Source organism: Enterococcus sp. BWR-S5, from assembly GCF_016745255.1.
In the GTDB taxonomy this organism is placed as follows: Bacteria; Bacillota; Bacilli; order Lactobacillales; family Enterococcaceae; genus Enterococcus_L.
The window spans coordinates 182,411-204,261 of the sequence record NZ_JADOEQ010000006.1; the positions used below are offsets into that span (position 1 = coordinate 182,411).

19 protein-coding genes and 1 pseudogene are annotated in these 21,851 nt (G+C 40.2%); 13 read left to right on the forward strand and 7 right to left on the reverse strand.

Annotated features, from left to right (window positions below):
• The first annotated feature begins 43 nt into the window (after positions 1-43).
• Entirely contained in the window at positions 44-934 is an 891-nt protein-coding gene (locus IW510_RS09425) for an alpha/beta hydrolase (protein WP_202058938.1), read from the forward strand.
• Between the two features lie 81 nt (positions 935-1,015).
• Here IW510_RS09425 and IW510_RS09430 read toward each other — a convergent pair whose 3' ends face one another.
• Both IW510_RS09430 and IW510_RS09435 read right to left on the reverse strand, forming a co-directional pair.
• Complete coding sequence (locus IW510_RS09430) at positions 1,016-2,203, reverse strand: toxic anion resistance protein (RefSeq protein ID WP_202058941.1); 1,188 nt, start codon at positions 2,201-2,203, stop codon at positions 1,016-1,018.
• A gap of 32 nt (positions 2,204-2,235) precedes the next feature.
• Positions 2,236-2,889, reverse strand: coding sequence for a 5-bromo-4-chloroindolyl phosphate hydrolysis family protein (locus IW510_RS09435; protein WP_202058944.1), 654 nt, complete (start codon positions 2,887-2,889; stop codon positions 2,236-2,238).
• Positions 2,890-3,196: 307 nt separating this feature from the next.
• Between IW510_RS09435 and IW510_RS09440 the strand changes: the two genes are divergently transcribed.
• The 4 genes from IW510_RS09440 to IW510_RS09455 are packed head-to-tail and all read left to right on the forward strand — an operon-like array spanning position 3,197 to position 5,346.
• Positions 3,197-3,760 (forward strand): NUDIX domain-containing protein, encoded by a 564-nt coding sequence (locus IW510_RS09440; protein ID WP_202058946.1) that lies wholly within the window; start codon positions 3,197-3,199, stop codon positions 3,758-3,760.
• A gap of 14 nt (positions 3,761-3,774) precedes the next feature.
• Entirely contained in the window at positions 3,775-4,056 is a 282-nt protein-coding gene (macP, locus tag IW510_RS09445; protein WP_202058948.1) for a cell wall synthase accessory phosphoprotein MacP, read from the forward strand.
• A 15-nt stretch (positions 4,057-4,071) separates the two neighbouring features.
• Complete coding sequence (locus tag IW510_RS09450) at positions 4,072-4,764, forward strand: 5'-methylthioadenosine/adenosylhomocysteine nucleosidase (RefSeq protein WP_202058950.1); 693 nt, start codon at positions 4,072-4,074, stop codon at positions 4,762-4,764.
• 33 nt (positions 4,765-4,797) lie between these two features.
• Complete coding sequence (locus tag IW510_RS09455) at positions 4,798-5,346, forward strand: cysteine hydrolase family protein (protein WP_202058952.1); 549 nt, start codon at positions 4,798-4,800, stop codon at positions 5,344-5,346.
• Between the two features lie 86 nt (positions 5,347-5,432).
• On the opposite strand, the gene IW510_RS21290 is transcribed toward IW510_RS09455, so the two are convergent.
• The 3 genes and pseudogenes from IW510_RS21290 to IW510_RS09465 all read right to left on the reverse strand — a co-directional run bounded on the left by IW510_RS21290 (position 5,433) and on the right by IW510_RS09465 (position 6,903).
• Positions 5,433-5,822, reverse strand: coding sequence for a GNAT family N-acetyltransferase (locus IW510_RS21290; protein WP_269092466.1), 390 nt, complete (start codon positions 5,820-5,822; stop codon positions 5,433-5,435).
• Positions 5,823-5,927: 105 nt separating this feature from the next.
• Positions 5,928-6,179: pseudogene (locus tag IW510_RS21295) on the reverse strand (GIY-YIG nuclease family protein); the annotation flags it as partial.
• On the reverse strand, positions 6,169-6,903 hold the full coding sequence (locus IW510_RS09465) for a tRNA1(Val) (adenine(37)-N6)-methyltransferase (protein WP_202058956.1): 735 nt from the start codon (positions 6,901-6,903) through the stop codon (positions 6,169-6,171). The gene IW510_RS09465 and the pseudogene IW510_RS21295, both read right to left, overlap by 11 nt.
• Positions 6,904-7,226: 323 nt before the next feature.
• Between IW510_RS09465 and IW510_RS09470 the strand changes: the two genes are divergently transcribed.
• The 5 genes from IW510_RS09470 to IW510_RS09490 all read left to right on the forward strand — a co-directional run bounded on the left by IW510_RS09470 (position 7,227) and on the right by IW510_RS09490 (position 15,854).
• Positions 7,227-7,844, forward strand: coding sequence for a lysophospholipid acyltransferase family protein (locus tag IW510_RS09470; protein ID WP_202058958.1), 618 nt, complete (start codon positions 7,227-7,229; stop codon positions 7,842-7,844).
• 34 nt (positions 7,845-7,878) lie between these two features.
• Entirely contained in the window at positions 7,879-8,088 is a 210-nt protein-coding gene (locus tag IW510_RS09475) for a hypothetical protein (RefSeq protein WP_202058960.1), read from the forward strand.
• A 266-nt stretch (positions 8,089-8,354) separates the two neighbouring features.
• Complete coding sequence (locus tag IW510_RS09480; RefSeq protein WP_202058962.1) at positions 8,355-9,491, forward strand: exonuclease SbcCD subunit D; 1,137 nt, start codon at positions 8,355-8,357, stop codon at positions 9,489-9,491.
• A gap of 1 nt (position 9,492) precedes the next feature.
• Entirely contained in the window at positions 9,493-12,633 is a 3,141-nt protein-coding gene (locus IW510_RS09485) for an AAA family ATPase (protein WP_202058964.1), read from the forward strand.
• 11 nt (positions 12,634-12,644) lie between these two features.
• A complete protein-coding gene (locus IW510_RS09490; RefSeq protein WP_202058966.1) occupies positions 12,645-15,854 on the forward strand; it encodes a DEAD/DEAH box helicase in 3,210 nt (1,069 codons plus the stop codon).
• 160 nt (positions 15,855-16,014) lie between these two features.
• Here the strand turns inward: IW510_RS09490 and IW510_RS09495 are convergent, their stop codons facing one another.
• A complete protein-coding gene (locus tag IW510_RS09495; RefSeq protein ID WP_202058984.1) occupies positions 16,015-16,722 on the reverse strand; it encodes an HAD family hydrolase in 708 nt (235 codons plus the stop codon).
• Positions 16,723-17,096: 374 nt separating this feature from the next.
• Between IW510_RS09495 and IW510_RS09500 the strand changes: the two genes are divergently transcribed.
• Positions 17,097-18,812, forward strand: a complete 1,716-nt coding sequence (locus tag IW510_RS09500) for an ABC transporter ATP-binding protein (RefSeq protein ID WP_202058968.1) — start codon at positions 17,097-17,099, stop codon at positions 18,810-18,812.
• 55 nt (positions 18,813-18,867) lie between these two features.
• Here IW510_RS09500 and trpS read toward each other — a convergent pair whose 3' ends face one another.
• Positions 18,868-19,884: a tryptophan--tRNA ligase gene (gene trpS / locus IW510_RS09505; protein ID WP_202058970.1), complete on the reverse strand. Its 1,017-nt coding sequence runs from the start codon at positions 19,882-19,884 to the stop codon at positions 18,868-18,870.
• Between the two features lie 379 nt (positions 19,885-20,263).
• Between trpS and spxA the strand changes: the two genes are divergently transcribed.
• Positions 20,264-20,662 carry a transcriptional regulator SpxA gene (gene spxA / locus IW510_RS09510; protein ID WP_086349137.1) on the forward strand — a complete coding sequence of 133 codons (399 nt, stop codon included), beginning with the start codon at positions 20,264-20,266 and terminating at the stop codon, positions 20,660-20,662.
• Positions 20,663-21,025: 363 nt separating this feature from the next.
• Positions 21,026-21,676 carry an adaptor protein MecA gene (locus IW510_RS09515; protein ID WP_202058972.1) on the forward strand — a complete coding sequence of 217 codons (651 nt, stop codon included), beginning with the start codon at positions 21,026-21,028 and terminating at the stop codon, positions 21,674-21,676.
• Positions 21,677-21,851: the final 175 nt, after the last annotated feature.

The window sequence follows — 21,851 nt, forward strand, 5'->3', positions numbered from 1 at the left end:
TTTTATGTTAAAATGAACAAAGGAAAGAAAAGGAGTTGAGAAAATGATTAGTAAAGAGGCTGAAAAAGCGTTTAAGCAGTTGGTAGAAAATCAAGATATAGAGGCAATTTTAAACACCCCTTTAGAAGAACAGCGGCGTGAATGGGAAGAATACGCAGCGACTGCAAAAATTCCTGAGGGGATAAAAATTATCGAAGAGAAAGTAAACGATATAGAAGTAGAATGGCTGATTCCTGAGAAATCGGCGATTGATCAGGTGATTGTCTATTTTCATGGTGGCGGCCTGAGCCAAGGCTCGATTATTACTCATAGAAAATTGGGCGCATATGTTGCACAGGCTACAGGAAAAAGGGTGATGCTCCATAACTATCCATTGGCTCCGGAGCATCCGTATCCGACAGCCTTGAATGCTTCTCGTGAGTTATATCTCACTTTGTTGGAGCGAGGCTTCGATGCTGATAAGATTATTTTTGGCAGTGATTCATCCGGCAGCACCTTATCATTGGCTGTAATGCTTCAATTGAGAGATGCCGGTCAACCGTTGCCTCGTGCTTCCTTTCACTTCTCACCGATGATTGATTATAGCTTGTCCGGCGAATCGCTTGAGGATCGAAAGAATAGGGACCCCCAAGTATTTATGGAAGATTTGGAAATGACTGCTGACCTCTACTGTGAAGCGTCAGTACGAAAAGAGGCGTATGTTTCCCCGGTATTTGGTGATTTCTCAGATTTCCCGCCAATGCTCATCCAAGTTGGCAGTGAAGAGATGCTGTGGAGTGATGCAGAACGATTAGCGAAAAATGCTGAAGCCCAAAACGTCGATGTATCATTTAAAACCTGGGAAGGGCTTTGGCATGTGTTCCAATCAAAAGCTGAAACAGTTCCGGAAGCAAAGACAGCGATAGAAGAGGTTGCTGATTTTCTAAAAGAATGATAGACAACTGTGCTGAGATGATTGGTAGCAGTTGATTTCACAAAAAAACTGTTCATCTCTGGGGATGAACAGTTTTTGGTATTATTGAGTTAATTCCAGAAGTTTATTTTTCAAATCTTCTTCCATATGGCCTAGTTCGATTTCAGCAGCACGACGTTTTTCTTTTCCTTCTTGTTGAATACGTAGTGTTTCCTGAATTGTTTCAACCAAATCATTTTGTGTTTTCTGTAGTGTTTCGATATCAACAATCCCGCGTTCATTTTCCTTCGCTGTTTCGATTGCTGAGATTTTCAACATTTCAGAGTTTTTCTTCAACAAATCGTTTGTTGTCTCAGACACTTGACGTTGAGCTGTAACAGCATCCTTTTGTCTAAGCAAGGTTAAGGCAATAACCACTTGGTTTTTCCAAAGAGGAATCGCTGTATTGATTGATGCTTGGATTTTTTCTGCTAACGCCTGGTTCGTATTCTGAATTAAACGAATTTGCGGTGCTTGTTGAATCGCAATTTGACGAGCTAAACGCAGGTCGTGTGTTCGTTTATCTAAACGGTCTAAAAACTGAGTATAGTCATTGGCAATTTGAACATCCATTTGATCGCCGGTTTCTTCGGCTTTTTTCATTGCTTCGGGAATCGTTTTTGTATTTAGCTCTTCTATCTTCAATTCACCGGCTGCAATGTAGATATTCAGGGCATCAAAATAGTCTTTATTTTTGTTGTACAGCTGTTCAAGCATCAGGTTATCCTTCAATAAACCATCCTTTTCTCTATCCAGCTTCACGGCAATTTTGTCAATTTGAGCACCGATTTTTTGATACTTGGCAGTGATTTCAAAAATAGACTGCTTCACCTTACCAAACATTTTTTGGAAGATATTTCCTTCTCCGGCACGTAGTTCATCTGGATTTGCTTCATTTAGACGATACATCAGGTCTGTCAGAGAATCCCCGATTGGTCCGATATCCTGCGCCTGTACGTGGTTCAACATAGATTGAGAGAACTCACCTAGTTTTGTTTGCGCATTTGATCCATAGGAAATGACTGCCTGAGTATCTTGAAGATCGATTTTTGAAGCCAGCTCAGCAGCTTGACGTTGCCGGTCTTCCGGCAATCTATCAATCAAACGCGGTGCTGTCTGTTGATCCTTAAGGGCAGAAATTTCACTTTGTTGCGTTGTTGTTAATGTATCAATAGGTGTAGAGAACGGGTTGCTTAGTAAATCATCTAACGCACTGTCTACAGATACAGTCTCTTTTTTTTCAATATCCATCCATATAACCTCCTAAAATAGCAGCAGTTTCATTACTCACTACGACTATTATCTCTTTTCAAACTGTTTTTAGCAATTGAAATCTCAACATCCAGATCCTCTAAATCATCTGCAACAAATTGTTCATAGTCTTTCTTGATCAATTTTGATACTTGATCGATGATTTGAGCACTTTCTTCCAGCTTTTCATAAGCCTGTTTGCTTTTGATTTCATGACTGTCAATTTCCAAATATTTTTGTGTCAAGTCCACTAGATTCGGCAAATGTGTATAAAGAAAATGATTTGCTGAATGTAGCTTTGTTGGGTTTTTAACCAACTCTTTAAACATTGCTTTGGAAACGCGAACGGTATCATTACGCAAGTCGATTGCCTTTAATTTTGATGATTTGTTGACATTATCCTGAAGCTGAACAATCAATTTTTTCGTTGTGTTCATGGTATCACGGAAAAAGTTAATCTCTGTACTACTCATACCAAGCTGTTCGTAATGCTCTTCTTTGGATTTTGTCAAATTAGGCATGCTTTCTTCAGAAGATGCTGTTTTTCTTCGCCCGGTAAATAAAGTAATCAGGATCGCTATGATAAGAACGCCGACAATCAAATTACTATTGATAAATGTGTAACTATCAATTATCGCTGCTAAAATTATATAGGCAACTATCTGGATAATTTTTCTTGTTTTCATCTGAGTACCCTCCATTTTCTAATCAAAAGATTTCTCCCTTGCTACATAAACTATTTTAACACAATCCCGATTAGAAAAAATATCCGTCCTAGGGTTGATTTTGATATTTACAAAAAACGTAAGAAACATAGAAAAAAGTTTATTTTTACCGAGAATATGGTATTTTTAAACAAGTGAAAAAAGAGAATCTAATGGGAAGATAAATACATAATTGTTTATTCAAATCCTGTTTTGAGAAGAAAATCAGTCTAAAAATGCCAAAATTTAAAAAGTAAGGTATGATATTACTGGAAAGCATGGTGAGGATATGTTAAAGTATGAAGATTTCGAAGAGAAAACACTTTCGAGACAGGAAATATTCAAAGGAAAGATTATTGATGTGGCTGTAGACGAGGTACAGCTTCCAGATGGTTCGACTGCCAAACGTGAATTGGTTTTTCATCCCGGTGCGGTAGCAATCATTCCAATTACAGCAGAGGATAAGCTGATGATGGTTAAACAATTTCGGAAGCCCTTGGAAAAGGTCATCCTAGAGATTCCGGCTGGAAAAATTGATCCTGGTGAAACTATTCCAATCGAGACTGCTCGCCGTGAGCTGGAAGAGGAAACAGGTTATCGAGCGCACGTGCTTGAGCCGGTGGCTGAAATGTATGTATCCCCGGGTTTTGCCAATGAGTTGCTGCATATATTTTATGCAGAGGGCTTAACGAAAGTTGAAAACCCGCTTGCTCAGGACGAGGATGAAGTACTGGAATTATATGAATTAACACTGGAAGAAGCCAAACAGGAAATAAAGAGCGGCCTCATCTGTGATGCAAAGACCTTGTTTGCTGTTCAGTATTGGGAGCTCATGAAGCTCAGTAAAAAGTAGAAGGAGGCACAACGATGGGCAAAGGTCCGTTAGTTACTCGGACAGAATTGCGTAAGCGAAAGCAAGCGGCTGAGGAAGAACAAGAGCAGCAGGAAATCGCCACGCAGGAATACGAAGAAAAAGAAAGAGAGATTTCTGACTTCTATAGAAAGAAACGTGAAAGCGGACAGGAATCTTTAAAAACTCGATCAGGCGAACAGAATAAAATCAGGGAGCGCAGCAGTAAGCTGACAAAGGCGATTATTATTGTTGCTATCCTTTTAATAATTGTGATGCTGATTGTATTTAACATATAGAAAAGAGGAACAAAAATGAAAATAGGTATCATTGGTGCAATGGATCAGGAAATTGAAGTGTTGAAGAACACAATGACAGACAAACGGTCATGGGAAAGAGCCGGAGCGGTATTCATCTCAGGTTCTTTAGGCAATCATGAAGTGATTGTTGTTCGTTCAGGTATCGGAAAAGTATTATCCGCAGTGACAACCGTTCTGTTGATTCATCAATATGGTGTGAACATGGTCATTAATACTGGTTCAGCCGGTGGGATTGGAGCAGGCTTAGCAGTAGGGGATATCGTTATCGCAGATAAGCTGGCTTATTTTGATGTAGATGTTACCGGCTTTGGCTATGAAAAGGGACAATTGCCGGGGATGCCGCTTTATTATGAATGCAGTGATTATCTAAAAGCTGAGATGAAAAAGGCGGTTGAAAAAATTGGCTTGCCAGTTCAGCACGGTCTGATTGTGACAGGTGATTCATTTGTTAATGGAAAAGAGAAGACTGCAGGTATTCTTGCTGATTTTCCTGATGCTTTAGCCTGTGAAATGGAAGGTGCATCAATCGCTCAGGCTGCTGCGCAGTTTAATATTCCTTTTCTAGTTGTGCGAGCAATTAGCGACACAGCCGATCATGAGGCTACGCAATCATTCGATGACTTCATTGAAGAAGCAGGGAAAAAATCAGCTGAGATGGTCATTCAATTTGTGAAGCATTTGGTGTAAAAGCATAGAACTTTTTCAAGAGGAGGAACAGCTATGAAGGCATTAATCTCTATTGACTATACAAATGATTTTGTTGCCACAGAAGGTGCTCTGACGACTGGCGAACCTGGACAAAAAATTGAAGCTGCGTTGGTTGAACTGACAAAATCATTTACAGAGGAGAATGATTTTGTTGTTTATGCAATTGATCGTCATGATGAAAACGATCCGTATCATCCTGAAAGTAAGTTGTTTCCACCGCATAATATTGCTGAAACAGATGGAAGAGCATTATATGGTTCTTTGGCTGAGCTCTATCAGGAAACGAAGGGGTTGGAAAACGTCTATTGGATTGACAAGCGACATTATTCAGCCTTCAGTGGAACTGACTTAGATATTCGCCTGAGAGAACGTGGGATTACCGAAGTTCATTTAACAGGGGTATGTACAGATATTTGTGTCTTGCATACAGCAATAGATGCTTACAATTTAGGGTATAAAATTGTTGTTCATCAATCGGCAGTTGCCAGCTTCGATCAAGTGGGGCATGAATGGGCACTGCGCCATTTTGCCAATACATTAGGCGCAACAGTTATTGAATAAAGGTGAATGAAAAAGAGCAACTGGATTTCTGGATTGGCAGAAATTCAGTTGCTCTTTTTGTAGTTGGCTGATGAATCGCTTATTATTCATTCCGGAGGGGGTGTCATTTGCTTCTGTAGACGGATATAGCCCTGTTCATCTTCAGGATTCATTGAATCAATCGGGGTAAAACCGAATCGCCTGTAAAAAGCTTCTGCAGTTCTGGAAGAAGGAATTTCGATTCTATCTGCTCGGTTATAGAAAGGGTCTGCTTCCAACTGTTTCATCAGCTGATAGCCAATCCCTTTCCCATGATAGTCAGGAAGAACAAAAAAACATAGGATGATGCTTTCAGTTGAAGAGCCGTAATAAGGACAAATTGAAGCTGTGCCGACAACTGTATCACCAATTTCCGCTGTATATGTATGTGCCCAACTTGCTTGCTCAATCAGTTTTTCTGAAGAGTATTGTGTAGCAAGAGCAGTCATTTCCTCCATGGAATAGTCCAAGCTGTTGACCTCTAAAAAATTTCGTTTCAGCAAGTCAGCGAGAGGTTTTCCATCACTTTCTTCAAAAGCTCGTATCGTGCAAGCTGTCTTCACCGTTTCTAAATAGCGCTCCTTATTTTTTCTTGGAAGCTTTTTGAACTGATACTCCGCTTTTGTAGCTTCTTGCCGAGTAGCAAATGCTTCAAGGTGAATCATACGAATGGGACGCCGGAAGGCAGGACGTGTATATTTGGCCCCCTTGCCGATGTTATGCTCCTCGAGTCTGCGTTTTGGGTCAGTCGTATAGCCGCCATAAAAGCTGCCGTCATTGCAGTGAAGAACATAGAAATAGTGTTTAGTTTCCATAGAGCATAGCCGCCATTTCAGTTTGATACTCCCCGTTTTCATCTTGAATAAAGAAAGGAGGCAGTACACGGAAGCCTTCTCTTTTCCCACGCAATATTCCTTCTACCAGCACAATATTCGCTTCCCTATCAGGTTTTGGATAGACAAACTGAACACGCTTGGGTGCAATATGTGCCCGTTCCATTTCAGTGAGAATATCCAAAAATCGATCCGGACGATGAACCATAGCTAGGCGTCCATTGGTTTTTAGCAACTTAGCAGAAACAGAAATGACTTCTTCTAAAGACGTGTGAATCTCGTGTCTTGCTGCTGCAAGATAAGGGTTTGGATTCTTTTTACTGGTTGGATGTTCTTTGAAGTAAGGCGGATTGCATAGCAGAAGATCCACTGAATCAGGTTTGATAACAGAAGCTGCCTCCTTTAAATCCAGAGGAATCATCTCCATTTGCTCCTCCAATTTATTCAATTGAATACTTCTATTACCCATATCGGCTAGCCTGGGCTGTAATTCGATTTGTTTTATCTGTGCGTTGGTTTTTCTACTGACAAATAAGCCTACAGCCCCGTTTCCGGCACAAAGGTCTACAATTAATCCATTTTTAGGAATACTGGGAAAATTTGCCAGCAGTACAGCATCCATTGAAAAAGAAAAAACTTCACTGCTTTGGATAATTTGGATATCATCCGCATATAATTGGTCGATGCGCTCATTTGGTTGAAGCACAATAATCCCTCCTGTATAGTGACAAAGCTGCCGTCGATGCCGTTTACTTCGAGAGTGAGAAGCGACGACCGACATACTCGTTGTTTGATTTTAAAATGTGAAACAAAGTATCTTCATCATAATACAAGTTGTTTTTCGGTAACGCAAGATGGAAATTGTTTTATGAAAACAAACAAAGAATATTTTCACAAAAATATATCTGTGGTATGATGATGAAAGAAAAAATAAAAAAAGTATTTATATACGTATAAGCTGCATGAGTCAGATGCACACTATTTAAAAATTACTAGGATCGTATACATGAGAAGAGGGAGAAAGAAGCGATGTTTTTTACATTTATGCGTGGTGTTGTCCGCGTTGTGCTGTTTATTCTTAACGGAAGGATGCGTCTTGTAGGAAAAGACCGACTACCGACAGATCAAAACTATGTGCTGGTTGCACCACATAGAACTTGGTGGGAGCCGCTGCATTTGGCGGTAGCTGCATCACCGAAGAAGTTCAGCTTTATGGCAAAAAAAGAGTTATTTAAAAATCCAATATTGAGTTACATTTTGCGACATGCAAATGCCTTTCCGGTAGATAGAGAAAACCCTGGGCCAAGTGCAATAAAGACACCTGTTAAGACATTGAAGAACACAAAGCTAAGTTTAGTGATGTTTCCAAGCGGATCAAGACATTCTTCTGATTTAAAAGGTGGTGTGGCTGTAATTGCTAAGATGGCCAAGGTGCCTATCGTACCATCCGTTTATCAAGGACCATTAACCTTTAAAGATTTATTGAAACGAAAAAAAGTAACAATAGCCTTTGGCGCACCAATTGACATCAGTGATATCAAAAAGATGGATAAGGACGGAATTGCAGAGGTTGAGCGAAGAATGAATGAGTCCTTCGAAGCGTTGGATCAGGAAGTCGATCCCAACTTCAAGTATGAGGCGAAATAGCTGATAAATAATCAGCTAAGAGTGAGGCATAAGGATGAGTGAATCTGAATTTTTGCGATTAACGATTGAGACAGTTGTCAAACTCAATCGTGAAGAAGAATATTGGGTCGTTTATGACCTTGATCAGTTTGGTGGTGATTCAAAAGTTTGCGGAATCCGCTCACTTGATTCAGAATCACCTAAATATGGTCGAATCAGTTTAAGCAACTATCAGTTTTGGCAAATTGTTGGCAAACGAAGATAATTTTGGCAGAAGTGTTCATAGCTGCTGCATAGACAACAAATAAAGCAAAACAGCACCTGTTATCATAGGGGCTGTTTTTTTTACGTTGGAAAGAGTATTTCTTCATCATTGTCTTTCTCCATTCCTTCAGAAATTTGCTATAATAGAAAGAAGGTCTTTTTTTAGCAAGAGCTTAGCCAATCCAAAGGCTTGTTATCAACTAACAACAAGGGAACAGGCGTTGGCAGCTTGCTGATGAGCAAAGACGAGGAATGAGGAGTGAGACAATGCGTTTTTTACATACAGCCGACTGGCATATCGGGAAAAAGCTTCACGGCTATAGTTTATTAGAGGATCAGCTGCATGTATTCAATCAAATCATTCAACTGGCAAAGCAGGAAAAAGTGGACGGAATCATCATTGCAGGTGATTTGTATGATCGTTCAGTTCCATCGGTTGAAGCGGTTGAGCTGTTCAATCAGATGATTATCGAATTAAATCTTGAAGAGAAATTTCCTGTGTTTGCGATTTCGGGAAACCATGACAGCAGTATTCGCTTGGAAACAGGAGGACCGTGGTTTAAGCAATCAGACTTTTATTTACATACACAATTGGAACAAGCCTTTCAGCCTATCGAGTTTGGAAGCACTCAATTATTTTTACTTCCCTATTTCGAACCAATTGCGGCTCGGCTATATTTCGATAATGAAGAGATTCGGACGATAGAGCAGGCAATGGTTTTTGTTGTAGAAGAGATAAAGAAGCAATTCAAGCCGGGAATGACACATATACTGGTTAGCCATTTCTTTGCGGCGGGCAGTGCAAAATCTGACTCAGAAACAAAACTGACAGTTGGCGGATTAGATACAGTTCCGCTAGATTTGCTGGATGCCTTTGACTATGTCGCATTAGGACATCTGCACAATAAGGACGCATTGCTCTCGGATAAGATACGCTACAGCGGCTCTCCGCTAAAATTCTCCCTTTCTGAGAGAAAGCAGGAAAAGGGTGTCTGGATTGTTGACATTGAGGGGGAGAATTTGGATTTGGCCTTTCATTCGTTACAGCCAAAACGCGAGATAAGGGAGCTTGAGGGAACATTTAAAGAGCTGACTAAGCAAGATTTTTATGAATCAATCAATCGTCAAGATTTTATGTTCATCCAACTGACGGATCGGGCAGTTATCCCTAACATGATGTATCAGCTAAGAAAAATTTATCCCAACATTTTGGGTGTTGAACGAGTATATGGACGAGAGAACGAGCAAAAGGTAATAGAGGAGCTCAGTATGAAGCAGCTTTCACCAGTAGAGCTGAGTAAACAGTTTTTCGAAGAAATGACTGAAGAGACACTGACTGAGCAGCAAGAGCAATGGCTGAAAGAATCTCTTGACACCATTCAGCAAAAGGAAAGAGGGAAATAAGTTGAAGCCTTTGACACTGACCTTGAAAAATTTTGGTCCATATATTAATGAAACGGTTGATTTTACAAATTTTGAAGAATCCTCCTTGTTTTTGATTAGTGGAAAAACCGGAGCTGGAAAAACAACGATATTTGACGGCATGAGCTATGCTTTGTTTGGAGAAAGCTCGGGGAAACTTCGACAAGGAAAAGAACTCCGTTCAACCTTTGCTGATCCATCAGAGCCTACAGAGGTATGCTTGCTGTTTTCCCACGGAGAATTTCTTTATGAGATTACCAGAAAGCCTGAGCAGGAATTATTCAAAAAACGTGGAGACGGCACACGAACACAGCCAGCTAAAATATCGTTAATTATCAAAAATCCTGCCGGAAAAGAATTGAAGGAGTATACGAAGCGTAGAGAAGTGGATATCTTTATTCAGGAGCTGCTCCATCTTGATGCCGAACAGTTTTCTCAGATTGTTTTGCTACCTCAGGGCGAATTTCGAACATTTTTGATTGCCAACAGTGGTGAGAAGGAAAAGGTGTTGAGACGACTCTTTGGTACACAGATGTACCAGGCGTTAGGAGAAGAGCTGAAGCAGCAATCAAAGCTGAAAAATAAAGAAATCGATCAAATCCGCCAGAAAATAGAATTGAAGCTGGAACAAATCTATTGGGAGCAGGAGCCGACTGAGGAGCCGACTGAGGAGCCGACAGAAAAGCAGCTGCAGCTGTTAGCCGAGCAGCAGACGAGAACCGAAGAAAAGCAAGCAGAGCTAAAAATACACATTGAACATTTGAAGGCACAGCTGAAAGAGCTTGAAAAGAAAAAAGCGATGGTTGAAGAGCAGCAGGCATTGTCTGCGCAATATACATCCTTATTAGCAGAACAAGAGGGACTGCTTTCAAAACAAGATGAGATTCATACTGCAAGGCAAAAGGAGCAGGAGCTTTTATGGGTGAAGACCCAAGAAGATACCCTGGAATCAATCAAGGCACATGAAGAAGAGCTGCTTGAACAAAAGAGCCGATTACACGCTGCTTTACTGGAAAAAACTACAGTTGATGAACAATTGAAGGAGTCCCAGGAACAGGCTGACCAACTTGCGAGTCGCAAAGACCAAATGGAAGAGCAGCATATTCAATTGACCGAGTTGACGATGAAGTTGCCTCTGTATAAAGAAAAGGAAGCACTGGAAAAGGAAGCGGAGCAGGATTCGTTGACTGTTTTGGCTCAGAAGCTGAAAGCAGAACAGCAAAAAATGGCTGACTTACTTGAGGAGCAAAACAAGCTGACAAACCTATTTTCAGAGCTGCCGCAGCTGGAAAAACAACAACTGCTATTGACACAAAGGCAAAAGGATTGGCAAAAAATCAGTGAAGAGTGGCAGGAGTTTTCGCTTGAACAGGAGCGGTTGTCTCAGTCACAGAAATCATTGGTCACTTTGAAAGCAAACTTGTCAGAAGCAAAAGAAGAAAAGAGCAAGGTTGAGAAACAAAGAAAATCGTTACAGGCGGTATGGGCCAAGATGCAAATCAGCCGCCTGAGTCTTTTGCTTGAAGAAGGCGAGCCTTGTCCGGTATGTGGTGCAGTAGAGCATCCTAAACAATTGGAGCATCAAGCTTTTTCTCTTGAGGAGATTCAAGAGGCAGAACTGCAATTGAATCAGGTGGAGCAACAGCTTAAAGCCGAGGAAGAGAGCGTAACCGGGGGAATCAAAGATATTGAGGCGCTAGAGTCTCAAATCGATCAGCTTCAGGAACTAATAAAAGCTAAGAAAATGAAAATTCTGGAATTAATTGAAGCCTCCTCTCCTGAGCAGACGATACTTGATTCTGAAATAGACAAGGAATGGATTGAAGAAGAGAGACGATTGCTGGCAACTGTTCTGTTTGAAAATGATGAGTCGCTTCAAGAGCTGGAGTACAAAAAAACAGGCGAAGCAGCTGTAAAACAACAGATTGAACAGCAAGAACAGCTTATTTTGGACTTGAAGGCGGACTATGAAGAACAGCGTACAAAGCAACAAGCAACCCAAGTAAAATTGGAAACGCTGATGAAGCAGTTGGATGAACATGTCACTTATTCGAAAGCTTTGGAGCAGCAGCAACGATTAGAGGAAGCAAGAGCATGTTGGCTGGAAGAGGTAGAAGAGAGTAATAAACGATTGCTTAAGCTAAACGAGGATAAGCAATCGCTGACCCAGAACATCAAGCATCTAGAACAAGAGCTTCACAGGATTGAGCAGTTTCTTGAAACAAGCAAAGAGAAGGTTGCACGTTCTTTGAAGGAGAATAATATTTCCTATAAACTGGAGGAAATTGCTGATTTACTGGCGGAGCTTCCTGAATTGACTGTACTTCAAACAGAGATTCATACATTTGAGGAGCAAAACAGGGAGGTTTCCTTTAAGTTGGAGGCAACGAAAGAAAAAATGAGTGATGCCGAGCTGCCGGAATTGTCTGAGCTTGAGGAGCAGTTTGCCAGTGAACAACAGAAAATTTCGGAGCAGGAATCTTTGTATTATCAAGAGAATGAAAAACAGGCAGTCAATGCACGAATTTTACAGGAGATTCAAGAGGCAATTCGTACAGCGGATAAAAAATGGGAAGAGGTAGCCGCATTGCAGCAGCTGGCTGATACCATTAACGGAGATAACCTGAAAAAAACTAGTTTGGAAAGGTATGTACTGCAAACCTATCTACGACAGGTTTTAAAAACAGCCAACGTGCGAATGGCTTCGTTAACAAATAGCCGTTATCAATTTGAGCTGAACAGTGAGAAAAACAGCTATAAGAATCAAACCGGATTAGAGATTAATATTTATGATGACAATGCCGGAGCCAGCCGCAGTGCCAGAACCTTGTCAGGCGGAGAAAGCTTTATTGCTGCTTTAGCCTTGGCCTTGTCTTTAGCAGAGGTCATTCAGGAACAAGCCGGCGGTGTGCTGATTGAGGCGTTATTTATTGATGAGGGCTTTGGCTCTTTGGATGAAGAAGCGTTGGAAATGGCAATTGAGGCACTTGAGACAATTGAAAATGAAGGAAGAATGATAGGAATCATTAGCCATGTTGCGGAGCTGAAAAGCAGAATTTCTCAACAGCTGCAGATTAAAACAAATGGTGCCGGACAAAGCAGTGTTTCTTATCAAGTGATGTAGGGGGTAAGTGTATGAGATGGAGCATACCGGATCGAATCATTACACGCGGTCGAGAATATTTAAATGAAGGCAGAGTCCTATCCGTTGTTCAGGACTGGGAGAAACAGATTTGGTACGCTGAAGTTTTAGGCTCTGAGCTGTATTTGGTGGAGCTGGATGGGAGTCCGAAAGAGCAAGATCGCTGTGAATGTCCTTACTGGCACGAGCAAGGATATTGTAAACATACCGTTGCAGTAGAGCTTTATCTTCGAGGAAAAGGAATTCCAAGAATCATGAAGCATAAACAGGCAGAAATGATGCCGGCGAAAAAAACGTCGAATGCAGAAATGTTTACTAAAGGCTTCGCAAAGCTGCAGCAGCCTCTTGAACAAAAAAAGAGTGCACCGCTGATTGTTGACTATGTTGTGGATATGATTGAGACCAACAGTTATTATCCTGAGCTTGCTTTATTAGGGCTTTCTATTCGGGTTGGCATTCATGGGGCAAAGAAAAAAACATATATCATCAAAAACATTGGTGATTTTCTTCAAAAGCTTCAGAAGGAAGAGTCTATTTCCTTAAGCAAGCAACACACGGTAACTTTGACACAGGAGTCCTTTTCAGAAAAGGATGAAGAGATACTTAGTCAGTTAGCGGCAATTTATCAAACCAGTCTGCTGTTAGGCTCAAAGGGGCTTCAGGTTAATGGGAAGCTTGATAAACGATATCTTTTACTACCGGTAGAGCAAGCACGTCAGCTGCTTGAAGAGATGCAGGGAACTGGTTCATTACAGTTGAATGTAGAGGAGAGGAAAATTCGGAAACCCGTTTTTTCGGCAACAGAATTACCACTGGAATTTTCCATTAATAAAGATGGTGAACGCTATCGATTGGCAATTAAGAATCTGTTTCATCCATTTTTAAGTCATTATCATTGGGGTGTTACAGGAGATACTATTTATTTGCTGACAAAAGAGCAGGAGGAAATATACAGTATCTTAACACAACTGCTGAAACGAATGGAACATCCGGAGGTGATTTATGAGCAAGCGCAGCTGTCAGATTTGTTCAGCTCAGTCATTCCTTTATTAGAAAAAATAGGTAAAGTCACGGTGGCAGAAGAGGTAGAGTCTGCATTAGTCATTGCGCCGTTGAGCATCAAGCTTATATTCAGAAAAGTCAAAAATATGCTGGATGTTCGTGTCGATTACCATTACGGTCCTGCGGTTTTTTCAACGGATGAAAAGCACTCTTCTAAACCAGAAGGCGATAGAGAAGTCATCCGAGACACAGGCAAAGAAGCGACAGTTCAGAAGCTCCTTGAAAAATATTCGTACACAGAAAAAAAGACAGGATTTCAAAAACCTTTGCCTAGCGGTGAACGTCTTTACTATTTCTTTAGGGCTGAAATTCCGGCTTTTCAAAAGCTGGGAGAAGTTTTAATGGGTAAGAAGCTTCGAGAGCTATATCTGGATGCCAAAAGCCATCAACCGACGATTGAGGTCAGCGACTCTGATTCATGGCTGGACGTTCGTTTTGATATTGTTGGAGTAGACGAACAAGAAATTGATGCTGTTCTTGCGAGTCTTTTGAGAAATGATTCCTTTTATACCTTGGAATCCGGAGAGATACTTTCTTTTGACTCAGAGGAATTTTATCAGACCAGTGAAATCTTGGCGAAGCTTCGTCAAAATATGAAAAATCATAATGGTACGATTCAATTGCCGAAAAATCAAGGCCTGGTTCTTGAGCAGATGTTGGAGGGGAATGCGCAGGCAATGTTCTCTGAATCCTTCAATCAGTTGGTCAAGGATTTGACGGCACCGGAAAATTTTGCCGTTCAACTCCCGGAAAAGCTCCAGGCAGTGTTGAGAAATTATCAGGTGGACGGCTTCAAATGGCTGAAAATGCTCAGTCATTATGGTTTTGGCGGTGTTCTCGCTGATGAAATGGGGCTGGGGAAAACCATTCAAGTGATTACGTACTTGCTTTCTGAAAAGGAAGAAGGACGCTTGAAGCATCCGGCATTAGTGATTGCTCCAGCCAGTCTTATCTACAACTGGTCGGCAGAGCTTAAGAAGTTTGCTCCCGATTTAAAAGAGCTGGTGATTACAGGACAAAAGGAAAATCGACTGTCGATGCTTGAACAAGCAGATGAACAGGATATATTGATTACCTCCTACAACAGTTTTCGTCAGGATGTAGAAATTTATGAACAGCTGGCACTTGATTATTTGATTCTTGATGAAGCGCAAATGGTTAAAAACAGTGGAACCAAGACAGCACAGGCACTACGACAATTAAATGTTCCGCAAAGATTTGCTTTAAGCGGTACCCCCATAGAGAACTCATTAGATGAGCTCTGGTCTGTCTTTCAACTGGTACTGCCAGGTTTATTCACGAAAAAACTAGCGTTTAGGGAGCTTGGACCTGAAGAAGTGGCGAAGATGATTCGTCCGTTTATTTTAAGGCGTGATAAGAAAAATGTATTGCAGGATCTCCCTGATAAAATTGAAAATAATCTATACAGCACGTTAACAGAAGAACAGAAAACGGTGTATCTGGCTTACTTGAGAAAAATGCAAGAGGATATTAGTCAGATGGACGGCGAAGCGTTCAAAAAGAACCGTATCAGTATTTTGGCCGGGCTGACAAGACTACGCCAGATTTGCTGCGATCCACGTCTATTCATGGATGATTACCATGGCAGCTCGGGAAAATTAGAGCAGGCAAAAATCTTTCTGCAAACAGCAAAAGAAAACGGCAGACGAGTCCTATTATTTTCTCAATTTACAAGTATGCTAAGCATCTTGGAAAAGGAGTTGAATGAACAGGGACTTGAAACCTTTTATTTGCGGGGAAGTACCAGCCCTATCGATCGAATCAATATGGTCAATGCCTTTAACGAAGGAGAAAAAGACGTTTTCTTAATTTCTCTGAAAGCAGGAGGCACCGGACTAAACCTTGTTGGCGGAGACACAGTTGTTCTATACGATTTATGGTGGAATCCTGCAGTTGAGGAGCAAGCCGCTGGTCGTGCGCATCGGATGGGACAGAAGAAGGTTGTTGAGGTCTATCGAATGATTGCGGAGGGAACAATAGAAGAAAAAATGGATCAGCTGCAGCAGGAAAAACGCGAGCTATTCCAAAAAGTCATCCAAGGAAATGAGCAGCAACTCAACAAGATGACCGAAGAAGACATTCGTTCGATTCTGAGCATGGGAGACGAAGGTGGACTATAGATATTATTGTTGCGACGAGGATCGGAGAGAAGCGAGAACCGCGCAACACGAAGAGGAGTTTTAGAACTCTTACATGCATTTAAAAGCGGAATATCCGAACGATAAAAAGCAGCAGACTACTCACTGAAACGAGCGGTCTGCTGCTTTAGTTTTATTTTCGTTATACTAATTCTTTTATTGCTTCAAATAGATTATCAAAGCAAGTAATTTCTTTTTGATAAGTTAGTTTGGTGTGCTTGGGTACAGCTCGCAAGCGATGATTGAACCATAAGGATTGCCAACCACCATTGTGGGCACCTACCACATCGTTTTCGTAGCTGTCTCCCACGTAGAGAGTTGTTTCCGGATTCATCTCAAACTGACGAGCAGCCAATTCGAATATCTCTTTATCAGGCTTTTGATAACCTGTACTTTGAGAAATGATGATATTGTCAGAAGGAACCCATGATTCCAAAGCCAATTGTTTCACCTTTTTGTACTGATGATCGGTTGGTCCATTTGTAATAATCCCCAAAGGAATCCCTTTTTGGCTGAGATAATTCAATACTCGAGTTACTTCTGGATGCATAGTAATTTTCCCGAGCTCATCTTCATATGCTTCCTGGAAAGAGCAGCTTTCTTCTTCAGTTGTAGCAGGATAACCTAAATCCTTCAAGGATTCATCAAGTCTGTAAAAACGCATAAAGGCCAATGTCCATTCACCTGTGATTGTTTTTTCAAAGGTAACATCACTATGATGTCGAAAGCGAATGTAAAGCTCATGCATTTTCTCAACCGGAAAATCAGGGTAAATTCGTTTTACTGCGGCTCTGAAAGGTGCTTGCTGATCATAAATTGTATCATCAACATCAAAAACAACTGTGTTTATCAAGGGAAACTCTCCTTTATATTGTTGTGGAAACTGGGCAAGTGATTGCCAAGTTTCTTCATTTGAGTGGTCCGCTGTCCGCCTCCCTAGAAGGTCATGTAAAAGGGAAGAGGTGCTCCTTTAAATTATTGCTCAGTTTCTTCATTATTGTGAAACGCATTACGTATAGAAAATTACATGTTGCTCATCCGGATGGTAACTTTCTGAAAAGATTCAAACAAGAACATTGTAGCTGATTTCACATGAAAAAAATAGATGATTTAGTGAATTTGATTCAGTAAATATTACTGTTTTTCCAGGGTTTCTGAAACTTTTTTTGCAACTTAATTTTTCTTTTCGTATAATAGGAGGAGTGTTTGGAAAGGAGGAAAAACATGTTAAAACGTTTTTTTAGTTATTATAGACCCTATAAGGGATTATTTGTATTGGATTTCAGCTGTGCTGTTTTAGCTGGGCTTTTAGAGCTGGCATTCCCTGTTGTTGTGAATAAGGTTATTGACGATTTAATGCCTCAGGGAAACTTTCGATTGATTGCAATGGCATGTTTAGGCCTGCTTCTTTTTTATATACTGAATACGATTTTGCAGTATATTGTGGTGTTCTTTGGCCATAAGCTGGGAGTGAATATCGAGACAGATATGCGCAGAGAGCTGTATGCGCACTTGCAGACACAGCCATTCGAATATTATGACAATCAAAAAACCGGAAAATTGATGAGTCGGTTGACTACAGACCTTTTTGAAATTTCTGAAGTTGCCCATCACGGCCCGGAGGATGTTTTCATTACGGTGATGACATTACTTGGTGCCTTCATTTTGATGCTGGGGTATCATGTGAAGCTGGCATTGGCTACGATTGTTCTTCTGCCGTTTATCGCGATTGCTTTGATTGTTTTCAACAAGAAGATGACTAAAGTAAATACGAAAATTTATGATAATTTAGCTGAATTTAATGCAGGAATCGAAGCATCTGTCAGCGGAATTCGTGTGACACAGTCTTTTGCAAATGAGCCATTTGAACGTGTCCGCTTTGAAGGATTGAACCAAACGTATCGACAATCAAAGATTCTTTTCTACAAAGTGATGGGTGTCAGTTCAGCCTATAATTATTTAATGATTCGCTTGATTAACCTGTTCGTGTTGATTTTTGGCGGTTATTATACGATTAAAGGGGAGTTGCAGGAAGGGGCATTTGTTGCATTTATTCTCTTAGCCAATATTTTTGTGCGTCCTATTGAAAAGGTAAATAACATGATTGAAAGCTATCCTAAAGGGTTTGCCGGATTTAAGCGATTTACTGAAGAAATGGATAAAAAACCGACCATAGAGGATCGACCAAATGCGGTCACAGTAAACCATTTGGAAGGTGACATTCACTATGAAGACGTCTCTTTTTCTTATGCTGACTCGACAAAGGTTTTGAACCACATTAATCTGCAAATCAAGAAGGGCGAAACAGTTGCCTTTGTTGGCCAAAGCGGTTCGGGGAAAACAACCCTATGTAATCTGCTGCCGAGATTTTATGAGGTATCCGATGGGAAGATTACTATCGATGGGATGGATATTCGAGACATGACATTGGCTTCACTAAGAGGGCAAATCGGTATCGTTCAGCAAGATGTGTTTTTATTCCCAGGTACAATTCGGGAAAACATCATCTACGGAAAGCTGGATGCAAGTGAAGCAGAAGTTCAGCAGGCAGTAAAGCTTGCACATTTGGAAAAAGTCATTGATTTGCTTCCAGAGGGCTTGGAAACCGTGATTGGTGAACGAGGTGTGAAGCTGTCCGGTGGGCAAAAACAACGGGTGGCAATTGCACGAATGTTCTTGAAAAATCCGCCTATTCTAATTTTAGATGAAGCAACCTCTGCGTTAGATACTGAAACGGAACAGGTTATTCAAGAATCGTTGAATGCTCTTTCGAGTGGCCGAACAACCTTAATTATCGCGCATCGCCTAGCCACAATTAAGCATGCAACGCGTATTATTGTCGTTAGCGAGAATGGTATTCTGGAAGAAGGCTCTCACGAAGAGTTGATGGCAAAGGGCGGTCATTATCGTCGTTTGCATGATGCTCAGTTTAGAAAATAGAAGAAAAGAAAAAAGAAACAGTTTTCAAAGCTGTTTCTTTTTTATATAAAAACTGTTATTTATTTCTTTTTGGTTTTCTACCAAGTCCAACAGCATTTTTCATGCGCTGTAATGTCTTATTGGCAACAAGACGTGCTTGTTCAGCACCTTGATCCAGAATATCATCCAATTCATCTGACACAAGTAATTCTTTGTATCTGTCTTGGATTGGTTCAAGCAGTGCAACGACAGCCTCTGCTAAATCAGCTTTAAATTCGCCATACCCTTTACCATTATAGGCTTCTGCTAGCTCCTCGATTGGACGATCTGTAGCTGAAGAGAAGATACTCAACAAGTTCGAAATACCTGGTTTATTTTCAGGATCATATTCGATGACTCCGGTAGAATCGGTAACAGCAGATTTGATTTTCTTGCGGATGATGTTCGGTTCATCCAGCATAGAAATGAATCCTTTCGCATTTGTATCAGATTTACTCATTTTGCTGGTTGGATTCTGTAAGCTCATGACACGGCTACCCTGTTCCGCAATTTTCACTTCCGGCATTGTCAAAATTTCCTGATTCGGCTGACCATAACGTTTATTAAAGCGTTCAACAAAGTCTCTTGTCAGCTCTAAATGCTGCTTCTGATCCTCACCAACCGGTACTAAATCCGCGTTGTATAGAATAATATCTCCAACCATTAATGGTGGATAAGTCAGTAAGCCGGCGCTGACTCCGGTTCTGCCATTTTTTTGAGATTTATCCTTGAACTGGGTCATTCTTTCCAGTTCACCAATTGTTGTATTGCATTGAATAATCCATGCAGCTTCTGCATGGGCTGTAACCTCGGATTGGATGAAGATTGTTGCCTTCTTCGGATCAAGTCCAACAGCTAAATAGAGTGCAGCCAAGCTGCGTGTTTGCTGTCTTAGCTTTTGAGGATCTTGAGGAACTGTGATAGCATGCTCATCTACGATACAAAAATAGCAATTATAACTATTTTGAAGATTAACAAACTGTTTCATTGCGCCAATATAATTACCGATAGTCGGCGTACCGCTCGGCTGAATACCTGAGAAAATTGTTTCCATGATTAACCACCTTACTCTATTAATTACACTTATAAACCAGTATACAATTAATGAAATGAAATGAACAGAATTTCTTTGTTTTAAAGTGCAGCTTTTCCTTAAAATTGAGTATCCTACATACTAATACAGTTTTTCATAACTGTATTAGTGTGTAATGTTTATGATAAAAAGTCCAGAAATGTTATAATGTTATTACTAAAGGATATTAATTCGTCCTGAATGGTAAAATAAATGATGTTGACATTACAAAAATTATTATTTTTCTTAAAAATGCCCTAGCATTTCAATAAGAAGTTAGGTATACTATAGATGGATAGGAAAACAGATGATATTCCTGTTCCAAATATATAAATAACTCATAAAAGAGGAGTGATGCGCAATGTTGACACTGTATACTTCCCCAAGTTGTACGTCATGTCGAAAAGCTCGTGCGTGGTTACAAGAACATGAGATTCCATTCAAGGAAAGAAACATTTTTTCTGAACCATTGAACATTTCAGAACTGAAAGCAATTCTGCGAATGACAGAAGATGGTACAGAAGAAATTATCTCAACTCGTTCTAAGGTTTTCCAAAAACTGAATATGGATCTTGACGAACTTCCTTTACAGGATTTGTTGGAACTGGTTAAGGAAAATCCAGGGTTGTTACGTAGACCAATCATGATTGATGATAAGAGATTACAGGTTGGCTTCAATGAAGATGAAATCCGTCGTTTTTTACCAAGAGATGTCCGTCAGCTTGAGCTGAGACAGGCACAATTAATGGCTGGATTATAGCATACGCAGCAGACAATCAATGATGATATGTCTGTGAAGGGTTTTAGTTAATCTAACAAATTAAATTTGAAACTGTTGACAGAGAAAATAATTACATCTTTATTTTTCTCTGTCAAGTTTTTTGAGAGTCCGATCACATTTTGAAAAAAATGTTGTAAGGTCTCTTTTTTATGTAGATAGATTGGAAATATTTAGTGAACATTTTAGTAATAAAGCAACAGATAAGTGTCTTTGTTTTCAAATCAGGACATAATTTAGTAAATTCTAAATAAATGAACTTTTCTCTTTACTTTTGAGGCGTTTGCTATACAATTAACCTAAGAAGTAGTTTCCTGACTTGAGCAAAAAGCGAGGTGGAACCAGATGGAAATGGAACATATTAATGAAAATACGATTCGAGTATTGATTGGCAATGAGGACTTGGCAGATAGAGGGATTACCTTTTTGGATTTGTTAGGGAATCATAAGGAAGTAGAAAACTTTTTCTATAGTATTTTGGAAGAAGTAGATATTGAAGATGAATTTCAGGGTAGCGAGGCTGTGACGTTTCAGGTTTTGCCGAAAAGCGATGGTTTAGAGCTGTTCATCAGTAAGAATGCTTCAGTTGAAGATGTGCCGAATATTGGCAGCTTCAATGATCTGAGCTCTGATGAAGCAAGCGCGATGATTAGAAAGCAGCTGGAAGCAAACTACACTGATGAGACGAAAGACTTAATCGATGACAGCATCAGAAGTTATGTTCTTGAATTGGATAGTTTTGAGTCAATGGTTCAATTAGCCAATGAAATATATGTTAAGTCTATGCTGGCTAACCTATACAAATACAAAGACAAATACTTTTTACAAGTAATGTTTTTCTTAGATGAAGTTTCCGTAACTGAAATTGAGAATGAGTGGTCCAGATTACTTGAATTTGGACACCAATCAAGTGTTACACCGGAAGTTCTTAATGAATACGGAAGTTGTATTATGGAACGAAATGCAATTGAATTAACAAGATACTACTTTCATTAATAAAATGAAGAGATAAGGCGGCTGAATGTTCAGTCGTCTTATTTTTGTTAATGACTTTAGTCGGTTTCAATCACTAAAGTGATTGAAACAAAAAAACCACGCGTACTGCGCGTGGAAGAAGTAGCTTTAGCGATAAAACTCCTTTCGATATACTAGATAAAGGCTACCAACCGTT

What these genes read in the sequence shown, in the direction of transcription:
- IW510_RS09470 (WP_202058958.1), top strand. Translation starts at nt 7,227, where the DNA reads ATGTTTTTTACATTTATGCGTGGTGTTGTCCGCGTTGTGCTGTTTATT.
- macP (WP_202058948.1), top strand. Translation starts at nt 3,775, where the DNA reads ATGGGCAAAGGTCCGTTAGTTACTCGGACAGAATTGCGTAAGCGAAAG.
- spxA (WP_086349137.1), top strand. Translation starts at nt 20,264, where the DNA reads ATGTTGACACTGTATACTTCCCCAAGTTGTACGTCATGTCGAAAAGCT.
- IW510_RS09440 (WP_202058946.1), top strand. Translation starts at nt 3,197, where the DNA reads ATGTTAAAGTATGAAGATTTCGAAGAGAAAACACTTTCGAGACAGGAA.
- IW510_RS09455 (WP_202058952.1), top strand. Translation starts at nt 4,798, where the DNA reads ATGAAGGCATTAATCTCTATTGACTATACAAATGATTTTGTTGCCACA.
- IW510_RS09435 (WP_202058944.1), bottom strand. Translation starts at nt 2,889, where the DNA reads ATGAAAACAAGAAAAATTATCCAGATAGTTGCCTATATAATTTTAGCA.
- IW510_RS09490 (WP_202058966.1), top strand. Translation starts at nt 12,645, where the DNA reads ATGAGATGGAGCATACCGGATCGAATCATTACACGCGGTCGAGAATAT.
- IW510_RS09515 (WP_202058972.1), top strand. Translation starts at nt 21,026, where the DNA reads ATGGAAATGGAACATATTAATGAAAATACGATTCGAGTATTGATTGGC.
- IW510_RS09430 (WP_202058941.1), bottom strand. Translation starts at nt 2,203, where the DNA reads ATGGATATTGAAAAAAAAGAGACTGTATCTGTAGACAGTGCGTTAGAT.
- IW510_RS09450 (WP_202058950.1), top strand. Translation starts at nt 4,072, where the DNA reads ATGAAAATAGGTATCATTGGTGCAATGGATCAGGAAATTGAAGTGTTG.
- IW510_RS09425 (WP_202058938.1), top strand. Translation starts at nt 44, where the DNA reads ATGATTAGTAAAGAGGCTGAAAAAGCGTTTAAGCAGTTGGTAGAAAAT.
- IW510_RS09500 (WP_202058968.1), top strand. Translation starts at nt 17,097, where the DNA reads ATGTTAAAACGTTTTTTTAGTTATTATAGACCCTATAAGGGATTATTT.
- IW510_RS21290 (WP_269092466.1), bottom strand. Translation starts at nt 5,822, where the DNA reads ATGGAGGAAATGACTGCTCTTGCTACACAATACTCTTCAGAAAAACTG.
- trpS (WP_202058970.1), bottom strand. Translation starts at nt 19,884, where the DNA reads ATGGAAACAATTTTCTCAGGTATTCAGCCGAGCGGTACGCCGACTATC.
- IW510_RS09475 (WP_202058960.1), top strand. Translation starts at nt 7,879, where the DNA reads ATGAGTGAATCTGAATTTTTGCGATTAACGATTGAGACAGTTGTCAAA.
- IW510_RS09480 (WP_202058962.1), top strand. Translation starts at nt 8,355, where the DNA reads ATGCGTTTTTTACATACAGCCGACTGGCATATCGGGAAAAAGCTTCAC.